General features: G+C 37.3%; 21 protein-coding genes and 2 pseudogenes. 14 read left to right on the top strand and 9 right to left on the bottom strand.

The window, feature by feature from the left end; all coding sequences use genetic code 11:
• Positions 1-175 precede the first annotated feature (175 nt).
• A complete protein-coding gene (locus BTN98_RS11160; RefSeq protein ID WP_060999929.1) occupies positions 176-742 on the top strand; it encodes a hypothetical protein in 567 nt (188 codons plus the stop codon).
• Between the two features lie 110 nt (positions 743-852).
• Entirely contained in the window at positions 853-1,257 is a 405-nt protein-coding gene (locus BTN98_RS11155) for a copper resistance protein NlpE (protein WP_105030009.1), read from the top strand.
• A gap of 93 nt (positions 1,258-1,350) precedes the next feature.
• Here BTN98_RS11155 and BTN98_RS11150 read toward each other — a convergent pair whose 3' ends face one another.
• Positions 1,351-2,256, bottom strand: coding sequence for a LysR family transcriptional regulator (locus tag BTN98_RS11150; protein WP_060999924.1), 906 nt, complete (start codon positions 2,254-2,256; stop codon positions 1,351-1,353).
• Between the two features lie 174 nt (positions 2,257-2,430).
• Between BTN98_RS11150 and BTN98_RS11145 the strand changes: the two genes are divergently transcribed.
• Together BTN98_RS11145 and BTN98_RS11140 are read left to right on the top strand one after the other, a co-directional pair.
• Positions 2,431-3,687, top strand: a complete 1,257-nt coding sequence (locus BTN98_RS11145) for an adenylosuccinate synthase (RefSeq protein WP_060999922.1) — start codon at positions 2,431-2,433, stop codon at positions 3,685-3,687.
• A 325-nt stretch (positions 3,688-4,012) separates the two neighbouring features.
• Positions 4,013-4,144 carry a DUF2256 domain-containing protein gene (locus BTN98_RS11140; protein WP_082732203.1) on the top strand — a complete coding sequence of 44 codons (132 nt, stop codon included), beginning with the start codon at positions 4,013-4,015 and terminating at the stop codon, positions 4,142-4,144.
• Here the strand turns inward: BTN98_RS11140 and BTN98_RS11135 are convergent.
• Positions 4,141-4,539, bottom strand: a complete 399-nt coding sequence (locus BTN98_RS11135; protein WP_060999920.1) for a thiol-disulfide oxidoreductase DCC family protein — start codon at positions 4,537-4,539, stop codon at positions 4,141-4,143. The genes BTN98_RS11140 and BTN98_RS11135 overlap by 4 nt on opposite strands.
• Before the next feature lie 175 nt (positions 4,540-4,714).
• Here BTN98_RS11135 and trmY point away from each other — a divergent pair, with 175 nt between their 5' ends.
• The 5 genes and pseudogenes from trmY to BTN98_RS11110 all read left to right on the top strand — a co-directional run bounded on the left by trmY (position 4,715) and on the right by BTN98_RS11110 (position 10,853).
• A complete protein-coding gene (trmY, locus tag BTN98_RS11130; RefSeq protein ID WP_060999918.1) occupies positions 4,715-5,311 on the top strand; it encodes a tRNA (pseudouridine(54)-N(1))-methyltransferase TrmY in 597 nt (198 codons plus the stop codon).
• A 401-nt stretch (positions 5,312-5,712) separates the two neighbouring features.
• Positions 5,713-7,173, top strand: a complete 1,461-nt coding sequence (locus BTN98_RS11125) for a peptide MFS transporter (RefSeq protein WP_060999915.1) — start codon at positions 5,713-5,715, stop codon at positions 7,171-7,173.
• A 172-nt stretch (positions 7,174-7,345) separates the two neighbouring features.
• A pseudogene (locus BTN98_RS11120) lies at positions 7,346-8,664 on the top strand (ABC1 kinase family protein).
• A gap of 154 nt (positions 8,665-8,818) precedes the next feature.
• Positions 8,819-9,808: a patatin-like phospholipase family protein gene (locus tag BTN98_RS11115; RefSeq protein WP_060999911.1), complete on the top strand. Its 990-nt coding sequence runs from the start codon at positions 8,819-8,821 to the stop codon at positions 9,806-9,808.
• 67 nt (positions 9,809-9,875) lie between these two features.
• A complete protein-coding gene (locus BTN98_RS11110) occupies positions 9,876-10,853 on the top strand; it encodes an alpha/beta fold hydrolase (RefSeq protein ID WP_328585773.1) in 978 nt (325 codons plus the stop codon).
• Positions 10,854-10,969: 116 nt separating this feature from the next.
• Here the strand turns inward: BTN98_RS11110 and BTN98_RS11105 are convergent, their stop codons facing one another.
• Together BTN98_RS11105 and BTN98_RS11100 are read right to left on the bottom strand one after the other, a co-directional pair.
• Positions 10,970-11,815 carry a hypothetical protein gene (locus BTN98_RS11105; protein WP_060999906.1) on the bottom strand — a complete coding sequence of 282 codons (846 nt, stop codon included), beginning with the start codon at positions 11,813-11,815 and terminating at the stop codon, positions 10,970-10,972.
• Positions 11,816-12,085: 270 nt separating this feature from the next.
• The gene (locus BTN98_RS11100; RefSeq protein ID WP_060999904.1) at positions 12,086-13,024 is read right to left on the bottom strand and encodes a Dyp-type peroxidase; all 939 of its coding nucleotides are present in this window, start codon (positions 13,022-13,024) and stop codon (positions 12,086-12,088) included.
• Positions 13,025-13,495: 471 nt separating this feature from the next.
• Here BTN98_RS11100 and BTN98_RS11095 point away from each other — a divergent pair, with 471 nt between their 5' ends.
• On the top strand, positions 13,496-13,693 hold the full coding sequence (locus BTN98_RS11095; RefSeq protein ID WP_036791113.1) for a hypothetical protein: 198 nt from the start codon (positions 13,496-13,498) through the stop codon (positions 13,691-13,693).
• 370 nt (positions 13,694-14,063) lie between these two features.
• Here the strand turns inward: BTN98_RS11095 and BTN98_RS11090 are convergent, their stop codons facing one another.
• From BTN98_RS11090 to BTN98_RS11080, 3 genes are read right to left on the bottom strand one after another with little or no spacing between them, the layout of a single operon-like run.
• Complete coding sequence (locus BTN98_RS11090; protein ID WP_060999903.1) at positions 14,064-16,070, bottom strand: diguanylate cyclase domain-containing protein; 2,007 nt, start codon at positions 16,068-16,070, stop codon at positions 14,064-14,066.
• Entirely contained in the window at positions 16,060-16,677 is a 618-nt protein-coding gene (locus BTN98_RS11085) for a YfiR family protein (RefSeq protein ID WP_060999901.1), read from the bottom strand. The genes BTN98_RS11090 and BTN98_RS11085 overlap by 11 nt, the downstream gene beginning before the upstream one ends.
• A gap of 9 nt (positions 16,678-16,686) precedes the next feature.
• Entirely contained in the window at positions 16,687-18,828 is a 2,142-nt protein-coding gene (locus BTN98_RS11080; protein ID WP_082732202.1) for a TonB-dependent receptor plug domain-containing protein, read from the bottom strand.
• A gap of 583 nt (positions 18,829-19,411) precedes the next feature.
• Here BTN98_RS11080 and BTN98_RS11075 point away from each other — a divergent pair.
• The 3 genes from BTN98_RS11075 to BTN98_RS11065 all read left to right on the top strand — a co-directional run bounded on the left by BTN98_RS11075 (position 19,412) and on the right by BTN98_RS11065 (position 21,446).
• Positions 19,412-19,702, top strand: coding sequence for a hypothetical protein (locus BTN98_RS11075; RefSeq protein WP_060999899.1), 291 nt, complete (start codon positions 19,412-19,414; stop codon positions 19,700-19,702).
• Positions 19,703-20,016: 314 nt separating this feature from the next.
• The gene (locus BTN98_RS11070) at positions 20,017-20,889 is read left to right on the top strand and encodes a class I SAM-dependent methyltransferase (protein WP_060999897.1); all 873 of its coding nucleotides are present in this window, start codon (positions 20,017-20,019) and stop codon (positions 20,887-20,889) included.
• 140 nt (positions 20,890-21,029) lie between these two features.
• The gene (locus BTN98_RS11065) at positions 21,030-21,446 is read left to right on the top strand and encodes a GFA family protein (RefSeq protein ID WP_060999895.1); all 417 of its coding nucleotides are present in this window, start codon (positions 21,030-21,032) and stop codon (positions 21,444-21,446) included.
• Between the two features lie 33 nt (positions 21,447-21,479).
• Here the strand turns inward: BTN98_RS11065 and BTN98_RS11060 are convergent, their stop codons facing one another.
• The gene (locus tag BTN98_RS11060) at positions 21,480-21,860 is read right to left on the bottom strand and encodes a hypothetical protein (protein WP_060999893.1); all 381 of its coding nucleotides are present in this window, start codon (positions 21,858-21,860) and stop codon (positions 21,480-21,482) included.
• A 160-nt stretch (positions 21,861-22,020) separates the two neighbouring features.
• Here BTN98_RS11060 and BTN98_RS11055 point away from each other — a divergent pair, with 160 nt between their 5' ends.
• Positions 22,021-22,587: a GNAT family N-acetyltransferase gene (locus BTN98_RS11055; protein ID WP_060999891.1), complete on the top strand. Its 567-nt coding sequence runs from the start codon at positions 22,021-22,023 to the stop codon at positions 22,585-22,587.
• Between the two features lie 144 nt (positions 22,588-22,731).
• On the opposite strand, the pseudogene BTN98_RS11050 reads toward BTN98_RS11055, so the two are convergent.
• Positions 22,732-23,289: pseudogene (locus BTN98_RS11050) on the bottom strand (porphobilinogen synthase); the annotation flags it as partial.

Genomic DNA, 23,289 nt, shown 5'->3' with positions numbered 1-23,289 from the left:
GTTTTATATCACGAGAGAAAAACATTTTCTGCATAAATAAAACAGATTTAATACCACATAATGAAAAAAAATGACCTATTATTGACTTTGACATGACGTTAACGAGATAAATTTTTCATGCTAATAGTGGATACTGTTAAGGTTATATTTTATTAAGATTTTTACAGGAGTTGATATGAAGAAGAGTATTATTGCTATAGCGATCGCTGGTTTAGTCCTTGTTGGTTGTGATCAAGCAAGCCATGATTCAGCAAAAGAATCTGCGGCTTCAGTAAAAGCAACAGCAACCCAAGTACAAGATAATGCCGTAACAACAACAGATTCAGCGCTAGACTCTACTAAAAAAGCCGTTGATGATTCAGCAAATGCTGTTAAAGACACAGCAGACAAAGCTATGGATAAAGCGACTGAAGTTAAAAACAGTGTTGCAGATACCACAGCAGCAGCCGTTGAAGATTCTAAGCAAGCTGTTTCTGATTCGGCAAATGCTGTTGAAGCTAAAGCTTCTGAGCTAAAAGATAGTGCTGAAAATGCAACAGCAGGTGTTGTTGATGCCTCTAAAGATGCAGCAAAAGAAACCAAAGATGCGGTGAAAAATGCAACAACTAATGCTGTAGATACTGCTACAGAAGTAAAAGATGCAACGGTTGATAAAACTAAAGCCGTCGCTGATAACGCAGCTGATATGGTAAATAAATCAGTTGATTCTGCAGAAAAAAAAGTAGCTGATTTAACAAAGTAATCAAAAATAAAACTATTGATACTAACATTAAGATACCGAGCATTAGCAATGCTCGGTTGTTCTTTTTTTCACAAGGAGTTTACGGTGAAAAAAAATGTTTATTCGTTGCTATGATCGTGTTGACACTCGCTGGATGTGATCAAGCTAAAAATGATGCGACTGCAAAACAAGCAGATACCCATAATGCACAAAATTCCTTATCTTGGATGGGTGAATATACTGGTATTCAACCTTGTGGTGACTGCTCTGGCATTGAAACTAGCTTAACCTTAAATAAAGATGGCAGTTACGTTTTAAATGAAACCTATCAAGGTAAAGACACCAAGCCATTTATCAATAAAGGTAAGTTTAAGTGGAATGATCGTGGTGACACCATTACGTTAAATCTTACAGGTAGCCAGTCAGTGAAGTATTTCGTTGGCGAACACCGTATTTTCCGACTTGATCAGCAAGGTAAACGTATTCAAGGTGATCTCGCGGACGCTTATACACTTACCCAAAATAACGATAATTAAATTCTAAAAAATGCTCTTAGCCATCTTTATTTATAATGATGACTAGAGCATTTTTTAATGCTGTATTACATTCTCGATATTTAGTGATTCTTTTTATTGTGAACGCTGAATTTCATCATCAACCCAGCGTAATAATTGTTTTATAGCCCGCGATAGTACCTGATTTTGACGCACTATATAACCAAGGCTAGTGGTGGGAAAGTGCGGTAATGGCGTGATCGTAGTTTGTAGATGTAACTTTGAATGTAATGAAAAACTCGGCACAATAGCCACCCCAAATCCTGCTTCAGCCCAATCTATTTGTGCATCAACACTGCCCACTTCCATTACATGATATTTTGCCAGCTGTAAACTAGGTAAGGCTAAATCAATTAATTCGCGAGTACGAGTATCATGACCTAATAAAATTAGCGTTGGCTCTTCTGCTGCAAGAGGCTGAGGTTCAACAATCGCATAAGGATCCTGAGACAATTGCTGCCAACGTTGTAAGCCATTACCCAATGCACACCATTTAACTTGGCGTAGCTCCATAAAATGTAAGGGTTGGCTTTCTTTTTGGGCGATAACAAACCCTAAATCAGCTTTAGCGCTTTTTACCAACTCTGTTGCTTGTGATGAGGTGGTATTAAACAGTGATAAATCAATGCCAGGATATTCTTTTTTGAATGCTTGGAAGGGACTAATAAGCAATAAGCGTGAGATAATATCACTGGCTGCAATAGTTAGTGTGCCTTGGTTAAGCTCGTTAATCGCATTAAGATCTGCTTGGCAAACTTGTAATTCCATTAAAGTGTTTTCAGCACTTTTAAGTAGTCTTGCACCAGCTTGGGTTAACCGAAATGGATTCCTTTCAATTAATTTAACTCGTGTGGTTTGCTCGAGTTGTTTAATGTGAAGACTGACATTTGGTTGTGTCATATGCAGTGCTGCGGCTGTTTTTCCAAAATGTTGGTGTTTAGAAAGAGCAACGAATGTATTAAGCCAATGCAAATCTATCATATTTACCTTCTTATTTTGTTACAGACGCTATTATTGATAATAATGTTACCTGAAAAACGTAATGACTAATGTACGCCACATAAGAGATTCTTATCAAGTTAATAACGATTATTAATTATTTTTATTGCGTCATTGATCATAGGATAAAGGTCTTGCTTTTGAGGAGTGTAAATTATGTCGTCTATTGTTGTTGTTGGTGCAAACTGGGGTGATGAAGGTAAAGGTCGTATTGTTGATTATTTAGCAGACCAAGCTTCAGCGAGTATTCGTTTCCAAGGTGGTAATAACGCAGGTCACACTGTTGTTAACGATTTTGGTACATTTAAACTGCACCAATTACCAAGCGGCGTATTTAACCCTGATTGTATCGCTGTTTTAGGTCCTGGTATGGTTATCAGTCCAGAAAAACTAAGCTTAGAAATTGCAGAAGTAGCGACATCAGGTGTTGAAGTTAAACTTTGCATCTCAGATCGTGCAACACTTTGTCTGCCTTTACACGCACTAGAAGACACACTAGAAGAAGAACGTCTAGGTGCTGGTGCATACGGTTCAACACGTCAAGGTATTGCACCTGCGTACGGTGACCGTGTAATGAAGAAAGGTATTCTTGTTGGTTGGTTAAAACAACCTGAAGTACTTCGTGAGCGTATTCAATTTATGATGGATTGGAAATTGCCACAGCTTAAAGCGTTATACCCATCAATGGAGTTTACGCAAACAGCCGAAGAAATGACAGAGTGGTTGCTTGAAGTGTCTCAACCTTGGCGTGACAGCATTTGTAACGTTACAGAGCCACTAAAAGCGCTACAAAAAGAAGATAAAACATTATTGTTTGAAGCACAGTTAGGTGCAGGTCGTGACTTAGTTTATGGTGAGTACCCATGGACAACATCATCTAACGTGACTGCAGCTTATGCTGGTATCGGTAGTGGTTTACCTGCACTTCACCCTGAGCGTGTTATCGCTGTTGCTAAATCATTTAGCTCTTCAGTAGGTACAGGTACTTTGATCACCGCAATGGAAGATCAAGACCAATTCCGTGAAGATGCAAAAGAGTTCGGTGCAACAACGGGTCGTCCACGTGATATGGGTTACTTTGATGCAGTTGCAACACGTAACGGTATTGAGTTACAAGCAGCAACAGAAATCGCATTAACTAAGATTGACTGCCTAAGCGGCATGAAAGATCTTAAAATTTGTGTTGCTTACAACGGCGATCACACCGAAAACCCAATTTGGCCTCAAACTGCATCACTAACAGCAGTTTACGAGCAAATGATGGGTTGGGATGAAGATATTACTGGTTGCCGTAAGTTTGAAGATCTACCAGAAGGTGCACAACAATACGTACTTCGTATTGAAGAACTAATGGGTGTGCCTGTTAAAATGGTATCTGTAGGTCCTGAGCGTGAGCAAATGATCCTACGTTAATTGTAGTGTAATCAAAAATTATAACGGGTGAGTTACTCAGTAACTTGCCCGTTTTTTATTCATATATAACGTAAGTGCAAACAACCAATATAAGCTGTGTCGTTATCATTATAGTGATACGCAATTAACCTCGAAATCTCGTCCCTATTTCCCATACCGCTCTGCAGTAATCAGAATTACATCGATAAACTCACCAATGCCTTTTCTATATCACTATGGTTAATCTTCTCTTATTTATCGCTATTCACACGATAATTACTAAGCTAGTTATAGAAGGAGGAGTTCAGTAGGATCTTTATTGTAGAGGGCTTTCGAAGTGGCATTTATGAAAAAATCAGCGTTACCACAAAAAATTTGCGTAGTGTGCCAACGTCCTTTTTCATGGCGAAAAAAATGGCAACGATGTTGGAATGATGTCAAATATTGCTCTGAGCGTTGCCGGCGGCAACGACGTTAATCAATTTTGCAGTTTTCACAGCGCGATTTTCCTGTAAATAGATAGGAAATTTTGTAGCGATTTCGAGCAAAAAATAAATAACATTTATCAGCGAAAAACCTAATGATAGGCCAGCGCAGTATCGCCAACCATTTTTTCTTTCCAATTGAATTCCAAGCACGATAAGTGACATCCAATCCAAGCAATAACTGTGGTGATTGTTGAGGGTTTGAGAAATATAAGCCGTGTAATACAGCAGAAGCATCACGAATATTTATATAAGGGAAGCGTTGATTAAAATCTGGCGCAAGAATATCTTCAAATAGTAATTGTTGATGATTATTGTAGGTTTGTAGTTGACGCATTTCGGCGACACACAATGGACAGCTACTGTCATAGAATAAGATTAATTTCATAATATCCTCCTAATATCTATTAATAATAGTGGCTAATCAGTATTCTTTTGCTGATTTTATCATTTAAGGTTACATCGACGCTAAAACCTAGGATAATAATAATAACAACTATCTATCGTTAATTTTCTGCTGTGAAACATTAACGAGAAAAATTCAAACGTCTAGGATATTGATTATGCGCGCTTTCGTATTACGAGCTCGTTCTGCCCCAACTGATAGTAAATTACTAATCGCATCAGTTGGACAAGATGCTCACACTGAGATTTTAGCCCACGTTTTAATGAATGCTATTTTTGTGGCGCAATCGCATCGTGAAGATATTATGGTGCATTTAGTTCTTGAAAGTACACAAGACTTCTCTCGTACTATTAGTTTTAGCTCAAATGATATAAGTAATCTATCTGGATTTCATGAGCAAGCTTGGTTAGATAAAATAGCGCATGCGTTAGATAAATCTGTTGGCATGAATAAAGAACAATTACGTAATGTTGAACCTGGTATTAGCGTGCGTACTATTAGTTTTGAAAAGCTAGTTGGTGAATTAGCAGAAGATTATCAGCTGTATATGCTTGATAAAAAAGGCGACTTCATTCGAGATATTGAGTTAGCTGCTAATCCTTGTTTTTTATTAACCGATCATATGCCAATGCCAAAGAAAAGTTTTAATAGTTTAAAACGCTTAGGTGCAGAAAAGATCAGTTTAGGGCCAAAAATGTTATTTGCTTCTCAATGTATTGTACTTATACATAATGAGTTAGATTTAACAATATAATTGTTTGGTATTTGTTGTCTATTTGTTTGGTATTTAACAAATAAACCAAGAGCCGTTAAGTGGTTGTTGATTATTCAACGCACTGCTTAGCGGTTTTTTTTTATCTTTTTAATGAGTTATTATGCTGAATTTTAGTTTTATTTGAGTATTTATGTGATTTTTAAGCAGTTATGTAACTAAAATTGGAAATTATCGCTATATGGTATATAGTTCGGCGTAATTTTTTTTATTTGATAAAGTCCTCTTTATTAGTGTGAAAATTAAGATACTAAATATGGAGCAAGATTAAGCTTGAGCTTATGAATGTTCAGTGTATTTTCAGTATTAAATACCAGCGGTATTTCAAATTAAATAATAATTATTACCGTTAGCCTATATGGCCCCTTTACCTAGGAAACAATATGCAATTATCCTCTCAGCCTAAAGGGCTTTTTCACCTCATTGCTATTCAGATGTGGGAATTCTTCAGTTATTACGGCATGCGGTCGTTATTAATTCTCTTTTTAACGCAAAAACTTTTAATGTCTGATGACCATGCATATGCTTTATATGGTGCTTATACATCGTTGGTTTATGTTACTCCGATCTTGGGTGGCTATTTAGCTGACCGTTACTTAGGTAACTATTGGTCAGTGATCATTGGCGGCTCTTTAATGGTGGCAGGGCATGCGGTATTGAGTATTCCTAGTCATGACAATACGGTGTTATATGCAGCATTGGCATTGATCATCTGTGGTTATGGTTTCTTTAAAACCAACTCAAGCTGTTTATTGGGTGAGTTATATAAAGATCATGAAGATGCACGTGAATCTGGCTTTTCGATTTCTTATATTGGCGGTAATGTCGGTTCAGCACTAGCACCAATCTTTTGTGGCTATGCTGCGAGCCGTTGGGGCTGGAACGTTGGTTTTGCGTTGGCTGGTATCGGCATGTTGATTGGCTTAATTATCTTTAGTACTGGTCGTAAGCACTTTGCTCATGTTCAAAAAGCAAATATTCCTGCATTACGTAAGAAAACGGCAGGTTTTAGTCACTGGCAGTTGATTATTCTTGGCGTGATAGTGTGTGCTATTGGCTTAGTGTTTGTACTACAAGATTTACTGGCAGGTTATATTCTAGCTGTAATTTTGGCTTTTTCTGCACTACAAATGTTACGTCTATACCGTAAGAGTAATACCGAAGATCGTAAAAAATTAAATGCTATCATTTACTTTATGCTATTTGGGATGGTGTTTTGGGCGTTTGATCAGCAGGGTGGTAGCTCAATAAGCCTGTTTATTGAACGTAATATAGATACTGATATCTTTGGTTTTCACATTCCGACAGCATTTTTCCAGTCAGTGAATCCTATTGCGGTTATTGTTGGTGGTGGTGCTGTTGCGTGGCTATGGAAAGTATTAGCATCACGCCAGATATCAGTGCGTACTTTGACTAAACTTAATATGGGTTTATTTTTGCTAACCGCAGGTTTTAGTTTGATTACGCTATCGTCTAAGCTAGCAATGGTGAGTGGTCATACAACCTTCTTATGGTTATTCATTGGCTTGTTCTTAATTGGTATTGCAGAGCTATTTATCGATCCAGTAGCACTATCGGCAATTACCCGCATGAATCCGCAAGGTGCAACGGGTACAGTAGCTGGTATTTATATGCTAATGGGGGGATCAGTTGCTAACTATTTAGCTGCGAATATTGCAGAACTTACCTCAACGGGTACACAAGCGACGAATACAGCAGATTTAATAGCATCAGCAACACAATATCACCATGTATTCCAATCAATTCTTATTGTTACAGTGGTAGTGTTAGTGCTTGGTTTATTAGTGAATTTCAAAAACCGTAACGAGCCTGAATATGATTAATGTAGGCGCTTAAAAAGAAGGTCGGTAATGTCAGTTATTTTTAATCGACATTATCGGCCTTTTTTTTGACTGCTTATAGTGATTTTGTGTCAGAGGCAGGGAGCATTTTTATGATATTATTAATAATAGTAATGAGCGTTTTAAATGACTGTTAATAGCAAAGAGTCGTTAAATGAATGATAAAACAAAGTATTCAAAAGTACCCAGTGGACGATTATCACGCTTAGCTAAACTGGGTTCATTGGCAACGCGCGTTGCTTCTGGTGTTGTCGCTGAAGGTGCGAAACAATTAGCGACAGGTCACCGACCCAAAGTCAGTGATTTGATTTTAACGCCGGCTAACGTGAAACGTGTTGCAGAACAATTAGCCGATTTACGTGGCGCTGCAATGAAAGTTGGTCAATTATTATCAATGGATGGCGGCGATTTATTACCACCGGAATTAACCGAATTGTTGTCACGCTTACAAGCTAATGCTAAACCAATGCCCATTAGTCAGCTCAATCATTCACTTGAACAGCAATGGGGTATTGATTGGCAGCAACAGTTTAGTCAATTTTCATTTTATCCGATTGCTGCGGCATCGATTGGACAAGTGCATAAAGCAACAACCCTCGATGGGCGTCAATTAGCCCTGAAAATTCAATATCCAGGTATTAATAAAAGTATTGATAGTGATGTAAATAATGTCGCTACTTTATTAAATATCAGTGGGTTAATTCCAAAATCATTAGATGTTTCAGAATTATTGAATGAGGCTAAAAAGCAATTACATGCAGAAGCTGATTATTTGCTTGAAGCACAATATGTGAAGCAATATCGGCATTTATTAGCCACTGATGAGCGTTATTTATTACCGGATATTGCTGATGATCTTACCACTGAACATATCCTCGCGATGGCCTTTGTTGGCGGTGTTGATATCGATAAATTAGTCGAACAACCTCAAGCTGTGCGTGATCATATTATTGAATTAGCGTTTAGCTTGATGTTTCGGGAAGTGTTTGAATTTAGATTGGTGCAGACTGATCCTAATTTTGCTAATTATCGCTATGATATTGAATGTAAAAAATTAGTTCTACTTGATTTCGGTGCTACAAGGGTTTATCCCAAGCTGATTGCAGAAGGGTATCGGCAGTTAATGACCGCTGCAGTGATAGATGATCAGCCTCAAATGTTAGCGGCTTTGAAACAGATTGGTTTTTTTCTCAGCCGATTGAACCTCAAGCACAGCAGTCATTATTGGGATTATGTTTGCAAGCTTGTGAGCCATTGAAACATCAAGGAGTGTATGATTTTGGTCAATCAGACATGGTAGCTAACATTCGTAATGCAGGCAGTCAGTTAAGTATGAAACAAGGCTATTGGCATACACCACCGGCTGATGCGATTTTTTTGCATCGTAAATTAGGTGGGTTATATTTATTAGCAGCAAAGTTAAAAGCACGGGTTGATGTAAATAAAATATTTTTACCTTATATGACTGAATAATTATATAAATCGAATTACTTTCTATCAGTCAAGTATTTCATATTTAGAATATCAGTTATTATTTTGGCTAATTTATAGTTTTAATAGTAGTCGTTATAATGACTTTCCTTAAATTAATTTGTATGACAAATGCCAACTAAAAAGTAAAAGCGCTATGACTGGTAAACACATCTCTTATGCAGTACAGAATATTGAAGGGCTTTCCTTTGATACAACCGATATATCAAAGATAGCTTTAGTCACCGAAGGTGGTGGTCAACGTGGTGTTTTTACTGCAGGAGTGTTAGATGCATTTTTAGAAGCTGAGTTTAATCCTTTTTCTTTAATGGTTGGTACATCTGCGGGATCATTAAATTTAGCTTCTTATATTTGTGGTCAATATAAACACGCTTATAAAGTTATTACTCAAGCGACAACCGATCATCACTTTTTCGATGTTTACCGCTTTATTTTTGGTCGAGAAGGATTAGATTTAGATTGGTTAATGAAACAAACGCAAACCAGCTTTGAACTTGATTGGCATCAAGGGCGTGAAAATATGCGCTCACGGACCGTGTTGGCATCAGCAAGTGGTGTTACTAGCCATCAAGCATCATATTTTAATTTAAACAGTGATAATTGGTCGCTAGCCTTAAAAGCGTCTTGTGCTGTACCTGTGTTAAATAAACAACCTATTTTCTCTCAAAATGAGTTTTGGGTTGATGGTGGTTTATGTGCACCGATTCCAGTACAAGAGGCTTATGAGCGTGGTTATCGACACATTGTTGTTGTGAGAACAGTGCCTATCGACACCTCGTTTGACCATTGTTGGATGACAAATATTCGTCGTGCTCTTGGTAATTCAAAAGCTGCAGGTATGATTGAAATGTTGCTTGAGCATGAAGATAACTATAGAAAAACTCAAGAGTTTTTAAGTAATCCACCAGATGATGTCACCATTTTTGAAATTCATCCTCAAAAACCATTGAAATCAAAAATGATTGGCAGTGATTTCGCGTCACTGGATATGGATTATCGTTTGGGGTATCAATCAGGTAAGTATTTTTTAAATACTGTTGGTCGCCATATTAATATTAAAGATGCGCCGTATAAAACTGATTATAAACATGATGCTACCAATGTTGATTTAATGAAATATGCTTAATGATCAAATAATATCATAGTCAATTGTGATGTATTTGAGAGGAGCGCTACTGAGAAGTTGTTAATAAATGAGCCAAGTTAATGTGGAATTTTCAACCAAGGAGTCGGTGTTTACACAGCTAATGGAAAATGACGTTCATAGTATGTGGTTACAGCGTAAACAAAGTGCATTCAGTGGTAAAGATGGCGTACAGATCCAGTGGATCAGTGTCACTAATCCAATAAATACGCGCTGTATTGTGATTGTTAATGGCCGTAATGAAAGCTTTTGGAAGTACCAAGAAATTTTCTTTGAATTCTCACGTCAAGGTTATGATGTTTATGCTTATGATCATCGAGGCCAAGGTGCTTCTGGTCGCTTAACGTCAGATCCCGAGTTAGGTCATGTGCATAATTTTGATGATTATGTTGATGATCTACAAGCTTTTGTTTCTCAAATTGTCGATAAAGAAAAATCCTATCAACAACGTTTTTTATTAGCGCATTCAATGGGTGGAGCAATTACAACGCTCTATTTAGAAAAATATAAAAGCCATTTTGATGCGGTAGTATTAAATGCACCAATGTTTGGTATTCATATGCCAGTGCCGTTAAAACTGGTTGCATCGTCGATTGCTAAAATTATGGAACATTATCAGCATGAACCTTCGTATGTTTTAGGGCAAAAGCCTTATCATGAAGAGCCATTTGAAAATAATGCCTTGTGTCAAAGTAAATTGCGTTATATTTGGGCTAAACATTTATACCAAGTTCATCCTGAATTACGCATTGGTGGTCCAAGTCCACGTTGGTTATGGCAAGCTATTCAAGCAGCAGATCACTGTATTCGAGACGTTGATAAAATAGATATTCCGGTATTATTACTACAAGCGGGCAACGATACTATTGTCGATAATAATAGTCATCACCGATTCTGTGGCCAAAATAAGAATTGCAGCATTAAAGTTATTCGTGATGCGCGCCACGAGATATTAATGGAAAAAGATGTTATTCGAAATCAAGCATTATGCGAAACATTAGCCTTTTTTAATCAATTTATAGTGTAAATCGATTAAAAACCTATTCTTTTGGCATTGTAGTTAAAACAACGGCGTATTTAGTGATTAAATACGCCGTTATTGTTTGAGGCTAAAGCTGCCGTTTATTGAAAACGAAACGACGACTAGTGGCAAATAAACCAAGATTTAGCATCAGCTTCAATAAAGGCTTTTTTATGCCATGGTAGCGGTGTTGAAACTGGTGCTATGCGCATATCACCTTTTATTTTACGTGTAGCCAGCACGCGTACACGCCCATCCTTGACACTTTCGATAGTACCTTTGTAAGTAACACCGTAAGCATCTTCTTTTGACTTTTTATACATACACACGGTTTCACCCACATGTGAAGTAATGAAGGCTGTCTCTTCTGTCCATACTTCTTCTGCTGGCGCTGGCGTTACATCATCAAGATGCTCAATGGCTTTGGTGCTCATTAATCGGCGATGAACCGAATAAGGTTGATAACCTAATAGTTTCGCGCCATCAATCCACGCAGTTTGAGGAATGTCACGGTTTTCAATAATGCGCATGGTCACAAAAGGACCGCTAGCACAAATATCAGCCCACAGATCAGTAGAAGAAATACGTGCAGCAAAGAGAGGTGTTTCTTGATCGGTATTAGGGTGTTGAACACACCATGTGCCAGTATCTAAATTTACCATAGAGCCTTTGTTGATCTTACATGTCTTGGCTGCTAACTGGTTAAACTGTTTGATATCTTGCTGAGCTTGTTGGTCGTTATTAGAGCAATAACGGTAACTATAAGAAAACGTTTCTTTGGGATAAAACAAGCCTTTATCAACAACGACGCCATTGCTACGAATGGTATCGGCGTTAATAAACTTTTTAGCCGCTGTTTTAAAACTGTAATCAGGTGCGGGTTTTGGTGGTGGTGGTGGTGAACTACAACCCGCAAGCACAGCAATAACTGCTGCGAGAGATACACGGGTAAAAAGGGTATTGTACATGCTTGCCCCCAGAGAAAATGCTTTTTGATATAGATATTCAAAAAACACTAATAATAAATAAGTCTATAGGGGACAACAGAAATTGTTAGGAAGCAAGCCATTATTCTGTTAAAAAATATGAGTTTTAATAGATTCAATGAGTTAGTAGTGACAAAGATTTGCTTAGCAGAATAGGTTGGTCGTTATTGCGGTTTTTATCGGCGCTATAATTGAATCAGCCATTGATGTGAACCATCAATGGGCTGCAAAGTGATTGATAACTAAATAAGATTAATCAGCAAAAGTATCAAGCAGTGTTTGTGAAACGATAAAGTAGTTAGTACCTGTTTTCGCTTCTACAAAATCAAGGAGGCGATCATAATGACCGTTGCTGTCAGCAAAAACCATCTGTTGCAGTGATGTGCTCATCGTAATAGGAGAGGCAGTTAAACCGATAAACATGGTGCCATGCTCCATCGCGTTACCGTAAGGACGATTTTGACGTAGCATTTTGATTTCTTTGTCGTCAACAATCACTTTACTCTTATTGTTGTGAGCCCAAACAGGTTTCACATCATCATCAAGCTCAATGTCATCAAGTTTAGTACGACCAATCACTTGCTCTTGATATTCAGTTGATTGCTTGTCCCATAAACCTTGACGGTCAATGTAACGTTGAACGGTTAAGTAGCTGCCGCCTTGGTGGATCTCAATATCATCAGCAACCAATACTGCTTTCATACGAGCGTCATTTTTCGGGTTTTCAGTACCATCAACAAAGTCAATCATGTCGCGGCTATCAAGGTATTTAAAGCCTTGAATATCTTCAATCAAAGTTGCAACGTCAGAAAAAGCTAACGCTAAATATTTAGCAGCTTGATAGTTTAAATCCATACGTTCAGATTTAATCATAATGAAAACATCGCCAGCCGTGCTTGGGAATTGGCGTTCGCCATCAACCATGGCTTTAAAATCTTCCAGTAAAGCAGGTACTGCAACTTCAGGGAATGCAGTAGACCAACCTTGACGAGATACTGCAACGGTAAAGCTAAGGTCTGCGGTTGAGTCCTTTTGACCAATAGATTTTTCAATGATCTGAATTTTAGCGAAAGCATCACTCACCGCTTCAGCACTAACATCTGCTTTAAAAACAAAAGTGAGATATTCAGCAAAAGTATTTGGATTTGATAAAGCACCTGGTTGAGCGCGTTCAGATAACATTGCATTCATAATAGTAGACCTTAATTAAAGCTATCTTGTAACGGTACGCTTTTTAGATAGCGAGCTATAGGTGAATTTTTGTAATGTAAAGTTTCACATTTTAGACTGTAAAATGATACCTAATCTGTTGTTAATAGTGAAACTACGAAGTGTTCTAATGAGTTATATCATTAATATTTTTTACTTCTAATTTTATTAACACGAGATGGCAACTAAATGATGAGTGATAGCTAGTAAAGCATCAAAATGCATGAGGCAAAAAGGTGACATTGAGGTAATTATTATTTGCGTTTAAGCATGCTTTATTTGTAGGGCATGAACGATTAAAACTACGCAAAAAAAGATCGATGACTAGTCTTTTTTGGTAATTTTCTTACGAACATGGCGTTGCTCACAAACTTGTTGTTATGTGCTTTTTTCAATGAAAAACCTTTGATACTAAGTACTACATGTCGACACAGGTTTCTTTAGGAGGGTATTGTGTCTATTAACTCTATCGATTATTCAGAAATTTCTTCCGTTTCATCTAAGTGGGAACACAAAGACGATTCGGCGACCAACATCGCAGATAGCAAGAAGCAGCAGGGTGCTGCAAGACGACGCATTGAGATGCTACGCGATATTCAAGCAAGTGGGTTAACCCTTGCCGAAGCTAGAGAGTTAGGTTTATTGCATTAAGTATGGAGTGAATCAGGGCATTAGCCATTAGAGGCAAGATGCATGTATCAGTTATTTGTTAACCGCATTACAACGCAACAAATGTTAGACGTAAATTATAGTCAGAGCCAATCTAACAGCCGTTACATGATTAACGCGAGCAATATCTTTACCGTTATAGCTCGCACTCTGAACTCATCATAGGGATGCCCATCGCGGTGTCCCTTTTTCTGGTTTAAATCCTCATAAACAACAACCGTCATTCCCTACAGTGAATGCCCGCGATGGCGATAGGGGATCTACTCGCCGCGTGTTGACTCAATTAGACACCCAGGTTAATGAAAATTTGATCTATATAATTAGTTAAGCATATTGTTACTCTCAATGGTAATTACACACATTCAACTTCTTCAACCGGGTTAAATTCTGTAATACACCCTTTACCTTGCATCTTGGATTGATACATTGCCATGTCTGCACAATGCAATACGTTATCAATACCAGTAACATCTTTTGGTTCAATATAATAATAACCAATACTGGCACCCACATGAATAATGTGTTCTTTAATACGAATTGGCTGAGAAATGCTAGCGATAATGTGCTCGCTAATATTAATAATAGGCTCACGGTTTTTTACTGGATTTAATACCACAACAAATTCATCTCCAGCTAAGCGTGTCACAATATCGTTTTGGCGTACGCTCTGCATTAATTTCTTGGCAACTATTTGCAGAACATGATCACCAACTTCGTGCCCATAAGAATCATTTACAAATTTAAAGCCATCTAAATCAATAAATAAGACAGCCATAACATGAGTACGTGGTAATGCGAGTTTTTCTACTAAATAGTGGTGTAAAAACTCACGATTAGGTAAGTGTGTTAAAGCATCATGCTGAGCGATATAGGCCAAACGCTGGGCTTCTTTTACAGAGCTAATATCAGAAGCAAGCACCACAATTTGGCTGTCATTGGTTTCGTTATCAATAATTTCATTAATTTTTAAATGTAATGGTGTTGAGACTTTCTTGTTGCGATTATAAAACAAGCATTCACCTTGCCATTGTTGATCTAACGCTAAGGCCATTAAAATTTCTTTTTTCATCGGCAAATTGTTAGTTTCAGTCAATACTGAACGATAATATTTACCAATAACCGTAGAACTTTCTTGCCCGATTAAACGACAAAATGCTCGGTTTACCATTTCTATATGACCATGACTATTAAGTAATAATATCGCTTCACGGCTATTTTCAAATATCTTTGCTGCTAAATGTTGCTGTCGTTCAGCGAGGCTCTTTTCTGTGACATCTTCAAGTGCAAATAGCGTTTGATGCTTATGTGATAACGGATGGCTCACCAGTTGATATATTGCTGTTCCATTTGCGTTTACTGCTTTGATCAGCTCATGATTAAACTGTTTCTTACCAAGTAATGCATTTTGTAGAGATTGTTGAAAAAGTTCAGGATCTGACGGGTTAATCACATCACAAATATGCTTAGATAACAGGGCTTGTGGAGAATCGTAAAATAATTTTGAGCAGCTATCATTGGCTAAAATAATATGCCCTGCATGATCAACCACTAATAATGCATGTTGCACAGTACTGATCACATCATCTGCAAACGCTTTCTCATATTCTAACTGAACAATAGTATGCTTTATTTTAGATTCACGCTGATTTAGCTTAATAATCATGGTATTAAAATAATTAATCAACTTACTAAATTCATCTTTTGAATTTGATTGCTGCTGCACCATTTCAGTTTGATTAAAATGAATAACATTAATCATCGCATCATTCAGTTGACGAATAGGGCTAATCATCCAATGCCGTAAGCGATGAATAACAAAGCTACTTAATAAAACTAAAATTACTAATAAGTAGAGACTAATTTCTAGCTGCGACCATTTTAATGCGTGTAATCCATTTAATGATACGACGATCCTCATTTTTGCGAGTTCTGTTTCATCCATATAAATGGGCACTAGCATATATAAATGTTGCTTGCTAAAGACATATCCTTGCTTTGTTAGCGTTAATTCTTCGGCATTATTGGCTGAAGTATGCAATTTATCAGTATTGTTAAAGTTAGCGAAAACAGTGTCAGCCGCCGTTAATACAGAAACAGAAACAAGCATAGGATCAGCAGAAAATGCAGATAAGATCTCTTGGCCTGTAATTGCATCATCAAATTGAATAGCAGCAGTTAAATTGGCACCTATACCTGTACTTAAAATAGTGATCCGATTAATTAAGTTCTGTTTTTCGCTCTCGATATATTGATAAGAGCTTAACGTTTGAAATACGATAAAAAGTACAACAACAAAGAACACCAACGGCAAATATAGGCGTTGATTAAGAGAAAGAGAATTCATCCAATTATTTCGCATGATGTTCCCCTCCCTGTTGTGGAGTGTTTACTGAAGGTAATATCGCTATTTTTAATAGTTTCGAACTTATCGTTATCTCTGATTTTTTTATGCTTGATAAAGCAATAACCGGACGTATTTTATTATTGACTGAACGTAATTCAATCATTCCGCCTTTATCTAAAAAGGAGTCACCCGTACCTATGGTTAATACACCTTTTTCAATAGGGATTTGAGATAAGCCTACTGCTTTCTGGCGAGAAAAATAGGCGATTTGGCACTGAGCGAGTTGGCTTATATTGGTTAATGTAACAATTTTATTATTTTGGCCCTTGAGTAAGCGACTTAACGTTAAGGCGATATTATCTGTACCTAATGTACAAAATGTTAACTTGTTATTTTGTTGAGGCCAGGTCACAAACTGAGAAAAACGGTAAATATAGACTGCAGATATTTCATAGTCAGCAATGTTATCAGCATGCGCTTTATTGGTTGTAGCGTGAATACAAATCGACAAGCTAACGACGGCATACATAAAATACAGGCGGAAAAAATGGTAGGGCTTATTAATAAGACCCACCAATAATTTCGATGTTAATTTACTCGTGGGACAATCGCTAGTTTGCATTCTGCCTCATTACAATCTGGTCCATGATAAACGTAAAAACGCAGTTTCCTCTATTGGTGCCTTATTTGGTAAATCTTGGTAGGTTGAACTACCTAAACCATCAACAACAAACTCGACAAGAGGCCAAGCTTGATTGTATTGCCACGCAACACGCATATCCATTGTCGTGATCTCGGGTACGTTATAAAAATCAATTGGCGATGACACCGAACCTTTATGTTTTAGCCAGCTGTCAATTTGCCATTGAGAGTTAATTGTCCACATCATTTGTAACGAAGCGTAATGGTTAGGTTGGTGATCATATAACCCTTTGTATCCGCCACTATCATAGCTATTGCATGATGCATATTTAGAGTCACATTGAGTCTGTGTATCTATATAACTATATGATGCATTAAAATTTAATTTATGGGTTGGTTGCCAGAAAAAGGCTAACTCAGCACCGTAGCTCTGGGCATCTAACGCATCAACATAATTAAATTCATGAATAGCAATTTGTCCAGGTTCTATTGAACCATCAGAACAGACGCCATAACGGCACAGCCATTGTCCATTATCTAACATGCGTAGGTTTTTATATTGACTAAAGAAAATCGTTGTATCAATCGAAAATGTGTCTGAAATTTTACCACGATAGCCCGCATCCCATGTTATAACGGATTCATTCTCCATATCCAAATTGCCTGTTGTCAACGCCAGCATTGGGTATTGGGTATAACAGTTTGGATTTGTAACATCACAGTTAGGAAATGGTGCAACCACTGCGCCTAATCCATATATATCTGTTGTAGAATCAACCGCAGAAGGGGTGACAACTGCTCGACCAACCCCTGTCCATAATTGATGGCTATCAGAAGCACGGTATAACAACCGAGCTTGAGGCTGTAATTCTGTAGTATTATTTCGCGTAAAATGCTCGACTTTAATGCCTAAACTTGAGGTTAATTTATCTGTCAGCTGTGTTTCTAATTGCGAGTATGCATTATAAATTTGCTCGCGTTGTGCCTGTTGGTCACTAGTACGTCGATATGGATACATATCAGCGTAAAAGTCTTCTTCTGATTGTGGTACTTTTACTTTAGTAAAACGCGTACCTAAGCCTAATGTCAGTTCATTATGTGCATTGACTTGCTTGATAACTAACGCATCAGCATTAAAGGTATCGTATTCACCGTTTGCAGTTGGTTCTGTTCTTGAATTGCTATCAACCCATAATGTTGCTTCATAGTGTGTATCAGCAACCGTTTTTCCAAAGTTTAAGTTACTATAAAAACCGCGAGAGAAATCTTTTAATTGTGTTTGATAACCAATCACAGCACTCATTGGATAATTAGGGTAAATAGGCTGTTCTAAAACGTAGTAACGATACCAGTCAGAATGTTGAGATTTGGTGTGATAGCCACCAACTTGCCAAGTTAAAAAGCGATCGTCTTTGATATAATCCGTACGAAAGTCGATATTATAATTATTCCACTCATCGTTATTGAATGAATAATAATCCGATTGAACGCCCTTTACTGATAATCTTGCTGTTGTTAGATCGTTAATTTGAAAACCGTTACGATAATTGGCTTCTTTATAGTTATATTCACCCATGCCGACTTCAAAAAACTGACCGAGTGTTTCATTACTATTTTTGGTGATGATATTAATAACACCATTAGTGGCATTGCCTCCCCATATTGTCCCTGCTGAACCACGTAAAATTTCAATGCGATCAATATCTTCTAAAATGGTGTCAATTGTGTGCCAAAAGGTACCTGACATTAAAGGACTAAATACACTGCGTCCATCCACCATCACCAATAGTTTATTAAACAGGGTTTCGTTTAATCCTCGCAGTGATATTTGCCAGTTAAACTCACTGATCTTAGTGACCTGCACGCCAGGGGCTAGCGCCAATGCCTCAGCAATAGATCGAACACCACTACGCTTAATTTGTTCATTGGTAATTACATATACCGCAGCAGGTACATCTTTTAATGGTTGTTCTTTTTTGGCAGCCGTTGTCACTGTTACACTTTGTGTTGTGAGGTCATCTAAATCCATCGACATTAAATCATCAATTTCAGATGCTAATGAAATATTGACATAGCACGAAAAAAAAAGTGCTGAAAATAAAATAGGTGAATAGCTTAAGTAGTTTTTCATAATGATTAGAAGTAAAGGTCTTGCGGTAATTCTAACAAAGTAATTATGGTTATTAATAATTAGAGTCACTCAAACAACAATACTCTAATGGTATTGCGTGGTTGGGAAATATTCTTTAATGATTATTAATAAGACAATCAAATAAATAAAAAAACAATTAACTGATATTCTGAATGAATATATTTACTCACTGTCATAGTGATTAATATTTTATTACACTTTAAATTCCAAATGAGTATTTTATTTTTCTTAACTAAATACACATTATTAGACTTAGTTAACATTTTGTTCTTTTTTTAAGCAATAATTTGATGATAATGTTGGTTTACGGTTGCTGAATACCCGTGAGGGTGATAGGAATCTACTGTTTATCTGCGATCGAGTTTATATTTCTTCGTAAAATTTCAGGTGTTTCATTAGTAGGTTTAATAGTGCTGGTTGTATGTATTAACTTGTTGTTATTTATAGGATGAATGCGGTTGTTGTAAATGGGGATTTTAGGGTTAAATTTGACACAAAGCTGAGTGTTGGGAGTAGAGAAAAAGAGTAAGATTAGCGTTAAATTTTCTATTCTGGATTTACCATGAAACACATTTTACTTGTAGTTCTTGCTGTTCTTTCTTTTCAAACATATGCCCAAACAAAATATGTGTGTACTAAAGATCATGTCGCGCGTGATGTTGAAGTGATTTATCATGCACCAAACAGTAATACTTTGTGTGAAGTTAAATATACCAAAAATAATCACAGTGAAATTTTATGGAGCGCTAAGCATAAAGTTGGTTATTGCGAAACGAAAGCACAGCAATTTACTGAAAAACTAACTGGCTTTGGCTGGTTTTGCTATGCGGTAAATGATCAAACTGCTGAGTAATTATTGGGTTGTAAACACTTTAATTGTTGCTATTCCCCCTTTGAAAGAACAATTATAGAAGCAAAAATACGGTTATTTGTGGCTATATTTTTGCTTCTAAATCTATTGTTGTGAGCTATTTCCCTCCTTTAATTCTGTACATTTATTATTTATAAGTCTGTTCTTACAATCTAAATCGCACTTTCAAACTATAGTAATAAAATTATCATTATTAGTATGAGTTTATGCAATGCATTGATTTGCTTGTTTTATTTACTATTTGTGTACTTAAAGTTAGACGTTAATAGTCTTTGTTTTATTTGAGGGCGTTGATTATGCGACAAAACATTGATGCAGATTACATTCATAAGTTAAACAAACACTTTCACGATCAAGAGGAGGCATATAATTATGACTCTCGTATGGGAGCAAGGTATGACTATGAATCACAGCAACAGACGATCAAAGAGCTAGAGTCGGTATTAGGGCATACACTTCCTAAAGGTGGAACCGTTGTTGATGTGGCTTCAGGGACGGGTAATTTAGCTGTCAAGCTTGCGGCGACTAATTGGTATAGACAGGTGATAGGGGTTGATATCAGTGAGCGTAGTTTAGATGTGGCACATCAAAATGCCCGTAAAATGAAAACAACCATTAAGACCATCACCTCAGACATGACCACATTACCTTTTGATGATAACAGTGTTGATTTAGTAGTCGGTTGTGCTTTTCTGCATCATCTTCCGAATCCGAAAACCTTTATGCAGGAAGTGTTACGTATTTTAAAACCCGGTGGTGAGTTTATTATTATTGGTGAGCCAACAACACATGGTGGACAATTGATAGATATTATTAAGGCTCCATTAGTATGGATTAATAATCTACGGCGTTACTTTTTTAATCAGCGTAAGCAGCAGATGCGTTGGGATCATGCCAATATTGATGTGCATGATTTTAATCAACAAGATGCAGAACAATTATTACAGGGTTTTAAGACACCAAAGATCATTACCGAAGGCTTTTTATCACCAATAATAGATCAAGGGTTGATGACTCCGATTCGAAGTATATTGAGTGAAAAATCTAGAATAAAATCGCTATTTTTATCGATTAATCGTGGTCTTACTTGGTGCGACGTTACTATTTTTAATTATATTATTCCTAAGTTTTGGCGAGTGTCATTAAAACTTAGTGGTGAAAAGCCATAGCGTATAGTTAGCCTTATGATCATTCTTTCACGTATTATCGCGGCTGGTATCACAAAATTTAGCTGTGTTTATATACAGTGGTTGATGTTGATCTATGATGATATATCTGAATTATTATTTACTCATTAGGGTGTTATGTCATGGCTGATTCAAAAGCGAGTTGTTTGTGTGGTGCGGTGAAGATTGTTGCTGCAGAGATCAACCCTAAGTTTACTGTATGTCATTGCCAATCATGCCGAACGTGGGGCGGTGCGCCATTTTTTGCTGTGCAATGTGGCACTGACGTAACCTTTGAAGGTCAAGAGAACATTAAAATATATCCATCATCTTCTTGGGCATCACGTGGGTTTTGTTCTGAATGTGGTACGCATTTGTTTTATAAAGTGAAAGCAAGTGGTGAATATAATATGCCTGTTGGCTTGTTCCCTTATGTGAAAGGGCTAACAATGAATATGCAATATTTTAGCGATGCCCGTCCTAGTTATTATTGCTTTACTAATCAAACGCAAGAAATGACCACCGCTGAAATCATGGCTTATTTTGCCGATAAACTGTAAGTGTGTGATGGGCTGAAAAGAATCAGCCCATGATTACTTAATCGTTTCAAAGTGAAACTTATAGTCACGTACACCGTCTATCTGAACACCTTTTTCTCTTAACTCAAGATATTGCTTGAGCTTTACGGTTCTAAAATCCATCGCCTTTAGTGCCAGTATTATGCGTAGTTCATCCATTGAACGTGATTTAGCATCAGTACAACAACTGTTGCAGACAACATGTGTTTTTTGCTTAAAACCAATCTGATTGAGCCAGTTGAGTTCTTTGGTGTCTTTACGTAAGCCGCAAAAGTAACACTGATTTTGTTGTTGCAATACTGCTTGTTCTCTTAATGCTTTAGGAGATGGCGCTTGTGAAGCTGGAGTAGTTTTCTTGTTGTTATTAAACGCAGACAACTGCACGATATTAGACATATAAATTACTCTTACTATTTAAGATCTATAGTATATAACTGAACATTATTATGGTGTGGTTTTATATGGTATTTTTTTATTAGGGAATCGACTAACACTGTACGACTGCCACCCTCGCTAGTTGCCAATAGTTGAATTTAGCTGCAATTAAGGAGTAAACATGAATATGGAAACGCAACGACTTATTCTTCGGCAATGGAAATCGGAAGATTACAGTGCTTATGCGACATTGAATGCTGATCCTCAAGTGATGCGCTATTTTCCTGCAACATTGTCCACTACTGAAAGTGATCAACAAGCTGCTAGAATCGAAAGTCTTATTGCAGAACGAGGTTGGGGTTTTTGGGCGGTAGAGCTTAAATCAACCGGGCAATTTATTGGTTTTGTTGGCTTACATAATCAAGATGCATCGAGTGGTATTCCTGATGCGCCTTTTTTTGAAATAGGCTGGCGATTAGCTGCTAAATATTGGGGAGCTGGTTATGCAACTGAAGCAGCAAAAAAAGCATTACAGTTTGCTTTTGAAGTCCTTAGTGCTCCGTCTGTATTTGCATTTACTGCGTTACAGAATACACCTTCGCAACAGGTAATGATTAAAGTGGGAATGAAAAATACGCACCAAGATTTTAATCATCCTAAATTGGAGCAAGGGCATCGATTAGAGCGTCATTGTTTATATAAAATAACCCAGCAACAGTGGGTTGCAGTAGCGGATAATATTGATTAAGTTCGCTTGAATAGAATTGTGATCTTTAAGGATGAGAGCAAATTATTGTATACCAACCCAGCCGTGATTTATGAGCATTCCACTTTAAGCATCATTGTTATAGCAACAATGATGCTTAAAGACGAGACGATAATATAGCGCTAACTATGCTTTATCTTGCGCTAACCACTCAGCAACTTGCTTGGTGTAGTAGCTCACAATAAGATCAGCACCTGCACGTTTAAAGCCAGTTAATGTTTCATAGACCACACGCTTTTCATCTAATGCGCCCGCCAATGCTGCAAACTTGATCCCCGCGTATTCGCCACCGACTTGATAAACTGCTAATGGTAGGTTGGTCTTACGGCGAAGATTGGCAACCACATCAAGGTATGGTGTGCCTGGTTTCACCATCAGAATATCTGCACCTTCTTCCTCATCAAGTAAGGCTTCGACTAAGGCTTGACGACCGTTAGCGCAATCCATTTGGTAGGCTTTTCTATCGCCGCTTAATTCACAATCAACTGCGGTACGGAAAGGACCATAAAAAGCAGAGGCAAATTTTACCGCGTGAGCAAGAATTGCCACATGTTCAAAACCTGCGGCATCTAATCCTTCACGAATAGCTTTAACTTGACCGTCCATCATTGCTGACGGCGCTAACATATCTGCGCCAGCTTTTGCTGCTGTGACACTTTGTTTAACTAATAACTCAAGTGTTTT

The sequence above is a fragment of the Photobacterium aquimaris genome (assembly GCF_002954455.1).
Lineage (GTDB): Bacteria > Pseudomonadota > Gammaproteobacteria > Enterobacterales > Vibrionaceae > Photobacterium > Photobacterium aquimaris.
The sequence above is the reverse complement of the archived record's forward strand: the minus strand, read 5'-3'. Positions and strand labels throughout refer to the sequence as shown.